Origin of the sequence: Streptomyces poriferorum (genome assembly GCF_019399235.1) — a bacterium.
Lineage (GTDB): Bacteria > Actinomycetota > Actinomycetes > Streptomycetales > Streptomycetaceae > Streptomyces > Streptomyces poriferorum.
In genome coordinates this window covers 1-12,674 of record NZ_JAELVH010000096.1, presented here as the reverse complement: position 1 = coordinate 12,674, position 12,674 = coordinate 1, and the positions used below count along the sequence as shown (strand labels likewise).

14 protein-coding genes and 1 pseudogene are annotated in these 12,674 nt (G+C 66.9%); 11 read left to right on the top strand and 4 right to left on the bottom strand.

The features are described from left to right. The first annotated feature begins 114 nt into the window (after positions 1-114). Positions 115-1,119, top strand: coding sequence for an ATP-binding cassette domain-containing protein (locus JGS39_RS18185; RefSeq protein ID WP_219570216.1), 1,005 nt, complete (start codon positions 115-117; stop codon positions 1,117-1,119). Next, positions 1,116-1,982 carry an ABC transporter permease gene (locus JGS39_RS18180; RefSeq protein ID WP_219570215.1) on the top strand — a complete coding sequence of 289 codons (867 nt, stop codon included), beginning with the start codon at positions 1,116-1,118 and terminating at the stop codon, positions 1,980-1,982. The genes JGS39_RS18185 and JGS39_RS18180 overlap by 4 nt, the downstream gene beginning before the upstream one ends. 177 nt (positions 1,983-2,159) lie before the next feature. Here the strand turns inward: JGS39_RS18180 and JGS39_RS18175 are convergent, their stop codons facing one another. Further along, positions 2,160-2,537 carry a hypothetical protein gene (locus tag JGS39_RS18175; protein ID WP_219570214.1) on the bottom strand — a complete coding sequence of 126 codons (378 nt, stop codon included), beginning with the start codon at positions 2,535-2,537 and terminating at the stop codon, positions 2,160-2,162. 458 nt (positions 2,538-2,995) lie between these two features. Here JGS39_RS18175 and JGS39_RS18170 point away from each other — a divergent pair, with 458 nt between their 5' ends. The 6 genes from JGS39_RS18170 to JGS39_RS18145 all read left to right on the top strand — a co-directional run bounded on the left by JGS39_RS18170 (position 2,996) and on the right by JGS39_RS18145 (position 7,615). After that, positions 2,996-3,385 carry a hypothetical protein gene (locus tag JGS39_RS18170; RefSeq protein WP_219570213.1) on the top strand — a complete coding sequence of 130 codons (390 nt, stop codon included), beginning with the start codon at positions 2,996-2,998 and terminating at the stop codon, positions 3,383-3,385. 200 nt (positions 3,386-3,585) lie between these two features. Then, entirely contained in the window at positions 3,586-4,827 is a 1,242-nt protein-coding gene (locus JGS39_RS18165) for a helix-turn-helix domain-containing protein (protein ID WP_219570212.1), read from the top strand. 327 nt (positions 4,828-5,154) lie between these two features. Beyond that, the gene (locus JGS39_RS18160; RefSeq protein ID WP_219570211.1) at positions 5,155-5,412 is read left to right on the top strand and encodes a DUF7848 domain-containing protein; all 258 of its coding nucleotides are present in this window, start codon (positions 5,155-5,157) and stop codon (positions 5,410-5,412) included. 255 nt (positions 5,413-5,667) lie between these two features. After that, entirely contained in the window at positions 5,668-6,099 is a 432-nt protein-coding gene (locus JGS39_RS18155; RefSeq protein WP_219570210.1) for a glycine-rich domain-containing protein, read from the top strand. Positions 6,100-6,214: 115 nt separating this feature from the next. After that, positions 6,215-7,000 (top strand): protein kinase family protein, encoded by a 786-nt coding sequence (locus tag JGS39_RS18150; protein ID WP_219570209.1) that lies wholly within the window; start codon positions 6,215-6,217, stop codon positions 6,998-7,000. A gap of 369 nt (positions 7,001-7,369) precedes the next feature. Beyond that, on the top strand, positions 7,370-7,615 hold the full coding sequence (locus JGS39_RS18145; RefSeq protein WP_219570208.1) for a hypothetical protein: 246 nt from the start codon (positions 7,370-7,372) through the stop codon (positions 7,613-7,615). On the opposite strand, the gene nrdJ is transcribed toward JGS39_RS18145, so the two are convergent. Beyond that, complete coding sequence (nrdJ, locus tag JGS39_RS18140; RefSeq protein ID WP_219570207.1) at positions 7,616-9,244, bottom strand: ribonucleoside-triphosphate reductase, adenosylcobalamin-dependent; 1,629 nt, start codon at positions 9,242-9,244, stop codon at positions 7,616-7,618. A 181-nt stretch (positions 9,245-9,425) separates the two neighbouring features. Between nrdJ and JGS39_RS18135 the strand changes: the two are divergent. Beyond that, positions 9,426-10,172: pseudogene (locus JGS39_RS18135) on the top strand (ABC transporter permease); the annotation flags it as partial. Positions 10,173-10,263: 91 nt separating this feature from the next. Here JGS39_RS18135 and greA read toward each other — a convergent pair. Further along, positions 10,264-10,761: a transcription elongation factor GreA gene (greA, locus tag JGS39_RS18130; protein WP_219570206.1), complete on the bottom strand. Its 498-nt coding sequence runs from the start codon at positions 10,759-10,761 to the stop codon at positions 10,264-10,266. A gap of 189 nt (positions 10,762-10,950) precedes the next feature. Then, positions 10,951-11,361: a DUF4307 domain-containing protein gene (locus JGS39_RS18125; RefSeq protein WP_219570205.1), complete on the bottom strand. Its 411-nt coding sequence runs from the start codon at positions 11,359-11,361 to the stop codon at positions 10,951-10,953. Positions 11,362-11,458: 97 nt separating this feature from the next. Between JGS39_RS18125 and mca the strand changes: the two genes are divergently transcribed. Continuing rightward, the gene (mca, locus tag JGS39_RS18120; protein WP_148020414.1) at positions 11,459-12,340 is read left to right on the top strand and encodes a mycothiol conjugate amidase Mca; all 882 of its coding nucleotides are present in this window, start codon (positions 11,459-11,461) and stop codon (positions 12,338-12,340) included. 1 nt (position 12,341) lies between these two features. Continuing rightward, entirely contained in the window at positions 12,342-12,593 is a 252-nt protein-coding gene (locus JGS39_RS18115; protein WP_219570204.1) for a hypothetical protein, read from the top strand. The last annotated feature ends 81 nt before the right edge of the window (positions 12,594-12,674 follow it).

Genomic DNA, 12,674 nt, shown 5'->3' with positions numbered 1-12,674 from the left:
TGCGCCCGGTCCACCGGCGTACGCGCGTTCGTCTCGTGTGTTCACCGGGCGCGGAAACCCGGGCAAATCTAGGATCTGTGAGGAAGTCACCCGAACGCACTGGGGGAATCCCGTATGCCAGGCGCGATCTACGCAGAAGGTCTGGTGAAGACCTTCGGCGACGTCACCGCACTCGGCGGTGTCGACCTCGACGTGCCGCAAGGCACCGTCCTCGGACTTCTCGGCCCCAACGGGGCCGGCAAGACGACCGCCGTACGCGTCCTCACGACGCTGCTCAGGCCCGACAGCGGCAGCGCCTTCGTCGCGGGCATCGACGTACTCAAGAATCCCAACGAGGTGCGGCGCTCGATCGGGCTCTCCGGCCAGTTCGCCGCAGTCGACGAATACCTGACCGGCCGCGAGAACCTGCACATGGTCGGCCAGCTCTACCAGATGTCCTCCCGCGCCGCGAAGGCCCGGGCCGGGGAGCTGCTGGAACGCTTCAACCTCGCCGAGGCGGCCGACCGCACCGCCAAGACGTACTCCGGCGGCATGCGCCGCCGGCTCGACCTCGCCGCGGCGCTCGTCGTCTCCCCGCCGGTCATGTTCATGGACGAGCCCACCACCGGACTCGACCCGCGCAACCGGCAGCAGCTCTGGGAGGTCATCGAGGAGCTCGTCGCAGGCGGCACGACGCTGCTGCTCACCACTCAGTACCTGGAGGAGGCGGACCGCCTCGCCCACGACATCTGCGTGATCGACCACGGTCTCGTCATCGCCCGCGGCACCTCCGACCAGCTCAAGGCCCGCACCGGCGGCGAGCGCATCGAGGTCGTCGTCCAGCAGCGCGACCAGATCGACCCGGCCCGCGACGTCCTCGCCCACCTGGGCAAGGGCGAGGTCGCCGTCGTCCCGCACATGCGCAAGCTGACCGTCCCGGTCGACGGCGGTGCCAAGCTCCTCGCCGAGGTCATCCGCGACCTCGACGCCCGCGGCGTGGAGATCGACGACATCGGGCTGCGCCGCCCCACCCTCGACGACGTGTTCATCTCCCTCACCGGCCACGCGGCCGAACAGGAGAAGAACGACGAGAACGGGACGGACGCGCCGGTCGCCGCCCCGACGGAGGCAGAGAAGTGAGTGCCGTGACCGAGACGACCGCAGCTCCCGCACCCCGCTCCGGAGGCGGCGTCGGCCAGTCCGTCCGTGACTCGCTGGTCATCGCCCGCAGGAACTTGATTCGGATGTCACGGATTCCGGAGATGTTGCTGTTCGGGGTCATCCAGCCGGTCATGTTCGTGGTGCTGTTCACGTACGTCTTCGGCGGCTCCATCGCCATCCCGGGTGCCGGCGTCAGCGCCTCCGCCTACAAGGAATTCCTGATGGCGGGCATCTTCGCGCAGACCGTCACCTTCGCCACGGCCGGCGCGGGCGCCGGTATCGCCGACGACATGCACAAGGGCCTCATCGACCGCTTCCGGTCGCTGCCCATGGCGCGCGGCGCCGTGCTCACGGGCCGTACCCTCGCTGACCTCGTGCAGACTGCGGTGACGCTTGCCGTGCTGGCGGGCGTGGCCTTGATCGTCGGCTGGCGTACACACGAGAACATCGGCAAGGTGCTGGCGGGCTTCGCCCTACTTCTGCTGCTCGGGTACGCCTTCACCTGGATCGGGGCGCTGATCGGCCTGTCTGTGCGCACCCCGGAAGCGGCGACCTCCGGCGGTCTGATCTGGCTGTTCCCGCTGACCTTCATCTCGAACGCGTTCGTCCCGGTCAACGGCATGCCGACGTTCCTTCAGTACGTCGCCGAGTGGAACCCCTTCAGTGCCACGGTGCAGGCGGCCCGAGAGCTGTTCGGCAACACGATCGAGGGCGTCCCGAAGTCGGTCACCGGAGCCTGGCCGATGGAGCACCCCGTCTGGGCGTCGCTGATCTGGTCCGTCCTGATCATCCTGGCCTTCCGCACCCTCGCGGTGCGCAAGTACCGTCGAGTGGACGCCTGACCCGCCCCTTGGAGGCGCAGGCGGATTTACGGGCCCGCCGAATCCTGTTAGCCGAGTTGGATTTTCGTTTCACTTGGCTAGCGCCAGGGGCAGGCGGTGGGGGCGTGAAATCCACCCGCGCCACGGATAGGGGCTCGCCGGGCTGAATCCGGCGAGCCCCCTCTTTGTGTTGGAGCGTCAGCAGAAGCTTGCGTACTTCGACGACCCTTCCCAGATGCTCTTCCCGTTATACGTGGCGACAGCCCACGTCGTGAGGGCCGCGCAGCTCGGCTTGTTGATGCCCACCTTCACCGTGCCGGCGTTGATGGTTGCGCACTTGGATGCCAGGTTCACGTCCGGCCCGTACGGGTACAGCGCGTTCAGGTAGACGCAGAGCTTCGTACCCACGGGGTTGGGGCCGTTCAGGTTCGCTTCGGCGTAGACCTTGCCACCAGACAAGTAAGGAAGCTTGGCCGTCCCCGACGCCTGCTCGCCAGCCTGAGCCGCGAACGCGCTGGCCATGACGAGGACCAACGCCGCAGAGCCCGTCCCTAGTAACTTGATGCTTGCCTTCATCGCTTATCAGCTCCATGTGCGGCCCTCTGCAACGCAGGCTGCGAGACGAGCCGCTGTCGTGTGTGAATCACATCGAGGCTTCTACCTCACGCATGGTAACGGTGTGTAATCGAGTGATAACACCATGTTTTCGGACGCTGTTCGGCTTGTTCGCCGCCGGGCTGAAAGCTGGCAGAAGTCGCGGAGCCGGCAACGATGGTGCTGAGCATGTCTTGGATGGCCGTAGTGGGCATCCGGGGACCGCAGCACGACGCAGTACACACGCACGACATCAGCGTTGGCGACGACGAAGCCCCTTCCGACCAGAGAGACGACATCACCGTCTCGGAGACCTCCGCCACGCCCACACGGGGCACGGTTCCGCCTGTGGGGGTGACGATCGACGAGCAGCCGGCCCAGGCGCCGGCTGTGCGTCGTCCTCCGTCGGCTCGGGGCGCCATGTCAGGTAGTGATCGCCCGTGTCGGCGGACAAGCCCGCCCCGGCCCCCACGGAGGCCGCCAGGGTGGTCCCCAGGTCCTCGGCGGCAGCAGGGGCGGACACCGAGAAGCCTCCGGCCAGGACCCCGGCCAGGAAGAAGCCGAGCGGACCCAAGAAGGCCGCCCCGAAGAACCCGGCCGCGAAGCCCAACCCCCAGCCGTTCACCGTCCAGAACGTCGATCCCGACTCGTTCGAACTCTTCGTGCCCGAGGATGATCACGACGCTTGGGACGACCTCGGGGACTTCTGGGGTGCGTTCAACCCGTTCATGGCCTTCGCGGCGCTGCCGCCCGAGTTCCAGGAGTGGAAGGAGGACGTCATCGAGCAGTACGTGGACTCCACGCCTTCGGAGCGGGAGGGCCCGTGCTGACTGAATCAGTCGGGGACACCCCACAGCCCGACCGGTACGAGCAGCTCAAGCCCACCGAGCTGCCGCCCATCGTGCCGACTCCCGTCGAGGAAGCTCCGAGCACCTCCGTCTGAGCACCCAAGCCCTCGACAGGCCAATCCTGAAGGGGGCTTGCGCTTTTTCCGAAGGGCTTACTCTGGCTGAGAGAGGTGGTGTCGCGCATGTCCGACGAACTCGCAGACAACCTACGGAAATACCGCCGCGCTGCGGGGCTGAGCCAGGAGCAGCTCGCACATCGCGCCGGCATGTCGGTCGGGCCGATCCGCAAGATCGAGCAGGGCCATGGTGGCGTCCGGATGGAGACCCTCCATACGCTCGCCCGCGTCCTCAAGCTGAAGACCTCGGACCTGATGGCGGCCGGCCCTCCCCAGCCGGTCAAGCACGACGATCCGAACAGTCAGAACCTGCGCGAGCTGCGCATCGCACTTACGCCTGCGCTCGCCCTCGGCCCGACGACCGCCCCGGCAGGCGAGGAGCCAGACCTGCGCCGCCTGAGCCGCATGACGTACGACAACTCCGTCCTGTACTTCGGCGACACCTACAAGAGCATCGCCGCGGATCTGCCTACGCTCATCAGGGCGGCGAACGACGCCGTGGCCTACTACGACTCCGGGGATGAGCGTGCGAACGCTCTGGTGGAGCGCTCACGGGCCTTGAACCTGGTCGGGCGGTACCTGACGCAGATCCGCCAGTTCGACCTTGCCCACGTGGCAGCTCGGGGTGCCATCGAGGACGCCAAGGCGGCCGGAAACAACCTCGTGGCAGCCTCCGGGGTTGGCGGGATGTGCTGGCTGCTCGTACGAACCGAGCGGTTCGACGAGGCCGAGGACATCGCGGTCGCGACGATGGACATCGTTGAGCCGAAGATCATGGGAGCCACCCCGGACCAGTACTCGACATGGGGCGGCCTGGCGATGGAAGCGGCGGCTGCGGCAGCGCGGAACAATCGCGCGAAGGAGGCCAAGGCCCTGCGCAAGGCGGCCGGCACTGCCGCGAAGGCCGTGGGCAAGACGCACAGGAACCTGCTGCGGCACTGGTCGATGTTCGGTCCCGTCACGGCTGCCATGAAGGAGCTGGAGGACTTCATGATCGAGGGTGACGCACAGTCCGTGATCCGGAAGTCCAAGGAGGACGCCACCTTCCAGGAAAAGCACTGGAAGCAGCTCGGCGGGCCGAGTACCAACGATGGCAACCGCTACCGCCTCGACCTCGCTCGCGCCATGGTGCGTACCGGTGACCCCACCGCCGCCATGGAGGAGCTTTCGCACCTCGACGACATCGCGCCCGAGTGGTTCCGGCACCAGTCGTCCGCCGCGATCACCTTCGAGGAGATCACGAAGAAGCGCCGTACCCTCACGACAGAGATGCGCGAAGTAGGCGCTCACCTGGGCGTATTCGCCTAACTACACGCTGACGATGCGCTTCTGACGGCTAGTCGTTGGAAGTGCATCGTTGCGTGTCTGGCTCACCACGGTCACCCCTCGTAGCTTCTTCGTCATGGTGAGCAACCAGCAAGCCGAGCCCCGTATCGAGATCGGCTCGGTCATGAGGGACACAGAGTCAGGTCAGATCGGGATCGTGCAGCGCTCTCCCGAGGGGCCCTTCCGCTTACATGCCCTGTCGAGTGACAGTCACTGGGAGGTCGACCCCAACCTCCTGTCGGAGCTGACTTCGGTAGAGCGGCTCAGTGCCCGCGTAGCGGTCGCCAACTACTGGTCCAGGAACCGAGTATGAGTTCGGTCCGTTCCGTCGTCCGGCACGTCCCGTGGACCATCGCCCCGGACCGGGAACCGGACGGAGAGCCGATCACCTACGTGCTCCAGTGCGTCGTCTGCCGTGAGAGGTCGGAGCGGTCCGAGCACTGGAAGACGCCGCAGAAGTGGGCGCTCAGGCACTCGGGCAAGAACCCTACGCATCACACGTTCCGCGAGGTGATCTGGCGCCCGTGGCGTACGCACATGAACGACGAGCCTGGAGCCCGTTCATGATCTGGCGACTGATAACCCGAGCGGCCGGCCCGATCCTCGCCCTGACGATCGGGGCCTCGGTCGGCTTCGTCCTTGTGTTCGGCTGGCGGGCGGCCACCCCCTAGACCGGTCCGTCCCTCGCGGTGCCTACCCATGGCTCCCCCGTCACCCGCGCGGGACGGACCCTCAGACCCCCACCCCGGCCGCTCTCATGACGGTCAGCGTCCGGGGTGGGTTGCAAGTCCAGTGCACACTCCATCAGTGAGAGGAACACGCATGACTGTCGTAGCAAACGAGACGAAGACCGGCCGCGTCCTGGCCGGCGAGGAACTGTTCGACAGCATCGCGAACTTCGTGATGCAGCACGACGGCGAGAGCCTGGAGCGGGCCCAGCGGATCGCGGACCAGGCCGTCGCCTACGTCGCCACCGCCACGTCGCCGATGATGCCCAGTGACGACGTCGACAAGGGGTACCACGCCTTCATCCTGCACACGAAGGCATACGCCGAGTTCTGCAACCGCCACGGCGGCCGGTTCCTGCACCACAACCCCGCGCCGGCTCCGGTCGAAGGTGGCCGCCCCCTGGCGAACGTCAGGAGCACCGCCCACGCGATGAAGGCCGCGGGTTTCATGGTCTTCGACGACCTGTGGACGGTGGACGGCACCAACGCCGCCCAGTGCGACTCGGATGACGGGCGCGACTACTAAGCCGCCGCCCCAGTGACAGAGCGCGGCCGGCCTGCACACGGGCCGGCCGCGCCCCTCTGGAGGGAGACCCCCCTTGCCCGTAACAGAACTACCCATCGTCATCGTCGATGCCTACATGCCAACGTCTAAGCGTCTGGTCCTGAACCGGCGCGGCTCCTCTGTGTGGGAGATCGAGAGCGAGCGCGGCAGGCACGCGGTGAAGCTCGGGTACTCCAACGAGTCGGGCGAGGGCCCGGCCCAACCGTGGACTGCTCTTGCTCCGGGCCGAGAGGGGTACATCCTCAACCGGTTGAACGAGGAGGCCACTCCCTATGGCGAGTGGGAAGAGGGGACGTGGAACGTCCAGCCTTGGCGCGAGGGCCCCAGCCTCTGGCAGCTCTGGGAGGGCTGCCGAGTACCGGGCTCGACGATGGAGCCGCTCCAGAGGGATGCTCTCGCATGCGCCGAGGTTCTGGCCGAGCTTCACGGAAAGGGATGGGTGCACGCGGACGTACAGCCCGCGCACTTCGTGGTCGGATCGGAGCGGGTGCACCTCATCGACCTCGCCCTGGCCCGAGGCGGTCACGTGCCCGCCGGCCTCGACTTCCCGTTCCGTGGGTGCCTGGTCCACTACGAGGCGCCCGAGATCTCCCGCAGCGTGCTGGAAACCGGATGGGCCGAGCCGACACAGGCGGCCGATGTCTACGCCTTCGGTGCCTCGCTGCTCATCTCCGCTACCGGGGGGCGAGCTGTCGAGTACCCGGACGACGCCCCGCGTCCCGTGCAGCGTGAGGCCATCGTGGACGGTCGGCACCGGGACGTCACTATCCCCGGCCCGATGCGCAGCCTCGTGCGGGAGATGCTCCGCTACGACCCGAAGGACCGGCCCACGATCTATGAGGTGGGCGAGACCCTGAGCTGAACGACTGAATCCCCCCAACTCCGGCGAGTTGGGGGGTTTTTGGTGCCCTCAAGAGTGCGGTGCTAGGCTCATCGAGCTGGTTCGGACACTTGGTGTCCTGCTGGATGTTTCAGAGGTGATGTTGGCAGCCCCCTCATCGCCAGACACTTCGCGCCCTGTAGTGAGGGCATCTACGGCACGACGGACCCGAAGTGGGTCTGAACGGGTACTGCCACGGGCTGGTGCGACAGGACTCGACCGACTCCTCTGGAGGCGGTTCACGCAAGTGCGTGGACTGCGAGAGGGGTTTGACGTCATCTGCTCAGGCAGGCGGCTGGTCGAGGCTGTTGCGGCTCTCGATCGGCCACCTCCGGAAGAAGGAGGTTATCGATGAGCGCCAACCTGAAGAAGGCGTGCGCGATCCTCGGCAACATCGTTTTCTCTGCATGTATCGGGATCATCTGCGCCTTCTTGGTTTCTGCGCGCGGTGCGTCCGGGCTGGAAAGTGTCATGACCGGGGGCGCAGCCTTCGGCCTTACTTGTACGCTCGGCTTGGTGATCATCGGCATGTTCCAATTCACCGACGCCCAGCCGGCGCCCCCTGCGAGTCAGCAACAGGGGACACCGACGATGTGACTACCGGATCGGGCACGCCCCAGATGCACACTCTTCGTCCGTGGAGTCCTCGATCGAGGTCAGCTCGTAAGAGTCGAACTCTCCCTCGGTGATCCGCTCGTACGGGCTCTGGGGGCGGGTGCCGTCCGGCATCAGGGTCGTGCCCTTCAGCGACGGAAGCCACGACTCGATGATGTCCATCGCCTCGTGGACCTTGTACTTGCCCTCGGGGAAGTACACCGTGAAGGAGACGGCGTTGTCCGCCCAGCACTCCTGATACATCGCCTGGAAGGCGAGCATCTCGTGAGGGGTCAGCTCGTCGGCGGACTCGACGCTCTTCGGATCGAAGCCCAGCTCTTCGACCTCGGCGACGAGCTTCTCCTTCGTCGGGAACGCGACCACGTACGTGTTGCCCGACTGGTCGTACACGCACGGCTCGACCGCGTACCCCTGCGCCTCGAAGTCGCGGACCGTCTTGGCCTGCGCCGGGTCCGGCATCGAGAACCGCACGCGGCGGATGAAGTGGCGGGCGTAGATCGGGTGGATTCCCTCGGTCACGCCCGGCAGCTTGGCGATGGACCCGGTCGGCGCCACGGTGGTGACCTTGACCGGCTCGGGTATCCCCAGCTCGAAGGCGTACTCGCGAGCCTCCTCGCGGACCGCGTCGTACAGGTCTGCCAGATGAGCCCGGAAGAACTTGTTGTACGGGGCCTTGGAGTACCGGATGCTCTGCTTGGCGAGGAAGCCCTGGACCCCGAGGTGTCCCACGCCGATGCGTCGGTTCCGCAGGAGAAGGCCGGCCTGCTGGTCGTCGTTCACGTCGCCGTAGGTAGCCCGGATCAGGAACCGGGTCATCAGCTTGTGCGCCCTCTGGAGACCGGCGCGGTCGAGCCTGGCGCCGCTCGCCGTGGGGGCGAAGCAGACCAGGTTCACGTGGCCCAAGTTGCAGTTCTCGGCCGGCTCCAGCGCGATCTCGCCGCACGGGTTGGTCGCGATGACTGTGCCGGTCTCGCCCTCGTTCGAGGCGGGGCTGTTCCAGTAGCCGGGCTCTCCGTTCTTGAGCATCCCGGCGATGACCTGCTGGTGCACGAAGCGGGCGTTCTCGTGCTCCGGGTGCTCGTCATCCTTGAGGGCGGCCATGAACGTGTCGTCGATCTCGACGGAGATGTTCGTGGTCCAGTGCTTCGAGCCGTCAGCCTTGCACTCCAGGAAGTCGTCGATCGCCGGGTCGTCCCAGTGGCAGATCGCCATGCGGGCGGAGCGCCGGACCCCGCCGGACGCGACGCACTCGGCGATGGCGTGCGCTATCTCCATGGCGTCGGTCGGCGAGAGGTGCGGGCCGTGGCCGAAGAAGAACGGATCGACCGCCTTGCTCATGACGGCCGCGATCTCCAGCATCATGCGGGCGAACGGGCCCGGACCGCTGGCCGTGCCGCCGAACGTCTTCAGTCGGCTTCCCTTGCAGCGGACGCGCGAGACGTCGTACACGCGGTCGGCGTGCTGGACGTGGCGGTCGTGCATGAAGGTGTCGGACCAGCCCTCGCGGGAGTCCTCGATCTCGAAGGCGCCGGCCCAGTCCGAGTTGTACTCCTCGGAGAGGCCCCCCCCGCGGCCTTTATCTCCTCGTAGTCCTGGTGCATCGGGTCGCACACGATGTGCACCTTCAGCTCACGGCGCGGGGCGCCGTACGGGGCCAGGAAGCGCGAGCTGTAGTTCGCCCCGACACCGCCGCCTTCCATCAGGCGCATGAACTGGAACTCGAAGTGCCGGCTGCCTCTGACCTGAGAGAACACGGTGAGAGTGCGGGCTGCAACAGTGACGACATGGCTGGACTAGCTTCCCGGAGATGATCCTTTTCGGGGTCATCCAGCCGGTCATGTTCGTCGTGCTGTTCAGCTACGTCTTCGGCGGCTCGATGGTGATCGGCGGCTCGACCAGCGCCGCCGAGTACCGCGAGTTCCTCATAGCGGGGATCTTCGCCCAGACCGTCACCTTCGCCACCGCGGGCGCCGGTGCGGGCATCGCCGACGACATGCACAAGGGGCTGATCGACCGCTTCCGGTCGCTGCCCATGGCGCGGGGCGCCGTCCTCACCGGACGGACGCTCGCGGACCTCGTCCAGACCACCTTCACCCTCGCGGTGCTCGCGGGGGTCGCCCTGATCGTCGGCTGGCGTACCCACGAGAACATCGGCAAGGTGCTCTGCGGCTTCCTGCTCCTGCTCGGCTACGCGTTCTCCTGGATCGGAGCCCTGATCGGCCTGTCCGTGCGGACCCCGGAGGCCGCCACCTCCGGCGGTCTGATCTGGCTGTTCCCCCTGACGTTCATCTCGAACGCCTTCGTACCGGTCACCGGCATGCCGACGTTCCTCCAGCACGTCGCCGAGTGGAACCCGTTCAGCGCCACGGTGGCGGGCGCCCGTGAACTCTTCGGGAACACGATGCCGGGCGTGCCGAAGTCGGTCACCGGAGCGTGGCCGATGGAGCACCCGATCTGGGCCTCGATCATCTGGTCCGTACTGATCATCGTGGTCTTCCGGACCCTCTCCGTCCGCAAGTACCGCTCGGTCGCCGTCTGATCGGAACGCCGTCCGAGCCGAACACAGCAGGAAGCCCCGGCCTCATCGGCCGGGGCTTCCTGCTGCGTACGGGGTGTCCGAGGTTTGCGGATCAGCCGGAGTACGGCTTCGCCGAGAGGATCTTCACCGTGGCGGTCTTGCCGTTCGGCAGCTCGTAGTCCGCGGTCTCACCCATCCGCTTGCCGTTCACGCCCACACCGAGCGGGGACTGCGGGGAGTACGTCTCGATGTCCGAGCTCGCGTACTCGCGGGAGGCGAGGAGGAAGGTCGTCGTGTCGTCGTCATCGCCGTCGAAGGCGATCGTCACGACCATGCCGGGCTCGACCACGCCGTCGTCGGCCGGTGCCTCGCCGACCTTCGCGTGTTCCAGGAGCTGGGTCAGCTGGCGCACCCGGAGCTCCATCTTGCCCTGCTCCTCCTTGGCCGCGTGGTACCCGCCGTTCTCGCGCAGGTCGCCCTCCTCACGGGCCGCCGCGATCTTGACGGCGATCTCCGTGCGCGCGGGACCAGACAGGTACTCCAGCTCGGCCTTGAGCTGGTTGTACGCCTCCGGCGTGAGCCAGGTGACGTTTTCGCTGGTCTGGGTCACAGGGTGCTCCTCGTCGGTACTGGGAATACAAAGCATCGCCCTACCCCGAAGCATGCGCTTCCACGGGTGGGCGAAACCACGAGCCTAACAATTCGGCGGGGAAAGGGGGAGGAGGTAAACGGCTGAGAGTGTTGAACCGCAGGTCAGACCCGTCAGGAGTCGCTCAGGTCACCCGTGCGGCGGTCAACGCTACGCCCCGCCGTCATCCGTACACCCCAGGAGCTCGACGGCGGTCGCCCGGGAAGTCGTACGCAGGGTGAGGACCTGGTCGATCCGGTCGGTGTCCTCGTCGAAGCGGAAGTCCTTGCGGGCGACCTCCATGCCGTCCTCGCTCAGCGAGCGGAGCGTGCAGTAGCCCTTGGCGTCCCGGTCCTTGCGGACCTCCAGGTGCACCTCGACGTGTTCGTCCGAGGCGACCTTGAACTTGATCATCTCGGCGCTGAGGCCCTGGCCGCTCACGTATCCGAAGCCGATCCAGCCGACCACGCCCAGCAGGGCGACGCCGAGGACGGAGCCGATGATCTTGAGCTTGCGGTCCGCGCGCTGGTCCGCGGAGCGGCCGTAGCGGTTCTCGGGAAGCGCCTCGCGCACCGCCGTCATGATCGTTCCTCCCGTACCGGGTATCGAGGAATTTTCCACCCCCCGGTTCGGTCACTATAGAAGTTGCACTTCGCGACCAATCACTGAGGATCGAGTCTTGACTGAGCAGCTTCGACTGATGGCCGTACACGCCCACCCCGACGACGAGTCGAGCAAGGGCGCGGCCACCATGGCCAAGTATGTGTCCGAGGGGGTGGACGTGCTGGTCGTGACCTGCACGGGAGGCGAGCGCGGCTCCATCCTCAACCCGAAACTCCAGGGGGACGCGTACATCGAGGAGCACATCCACGAGGTACGCAAGAAGGAGATGGACGAGGCCCGGGAGATCCTGGGCGTCAAGCAGGAGTGGCTCGGCTTCGTCGACTCGGGCCTGCCCGAGGGCGACCCGCTGCCGCCGCTGCCCGACGGCTGCTTCGCGCTGGAGGACGAGACCGTGGCGGCGGGGCGCCTCGTCGCGAAGATCCGCGCTTTCCGGCCGCAGGTCATCACCACGTACGACGAGAACGGGGGCTACCCGCACCCCGACCACATCATGACCCACACCATCTCGATGATCGCCTTCGAGGGAGCGGCGGACACCGAGAAGTTCCCCGAGGCGGAGTTCGGTCCCGCCTGGACGCCGCAGAAGCTGTACTACAACCAAGGCTTCAACAAGCCGCGCACGGTCGCGCTGCACGAGGCCCTGCTGGCCCGGGGCCTGGAGTCGCCGTACGGGGACTGGCTGGAGCGCTGGAAGGAATTCGAGCGCGCCGAACGCACGCTGACCACGCACGTTCCGTGCGCGGACTTCTTCGAGATCCGCGACAAGGCGCTGATCGCGCACGCGACGCAGATCGACCCGGACGGCGGCTGGTTCCGCGTTCCGATGGACATCCAGCGGGAGGTCTGGCCGACCGAGGAGTACGAGCTGGCGAAGTCTCTCGTCGATACCTCCCTCCCCGAGAGCGACCTCTTCGCGGGCATCCGCGACAATGCCTGATATGTACGCGACTCAGGCACTGACGCACCTCGTCCCGCTCGCCGAGGAACTGGACAAGAACAAGGTGACCCCCGGGGTCCTCGGCTTCATCGTCTTCGCAGCGCTCGCCGTGGGCGTGTGGCTGCTGATGAAGTCCATGAACCGGCACATGGGGAAGGTCGACTTCGAAGAAGCGCCTGACCCGGCCGGCGCGGAGGGTGTGGCGGAACCCGCGGGTTCCGCGGGTTCCGCGGGTTCCGCGAAGCGGAAGTAGTGCGGTGCCGGGGCGGGGCGGAACCGGGGTGACCGGTGGCTCCCCGCCCCTGTGGGCCGGGTCCGTCCTCAAGCGCCGGAC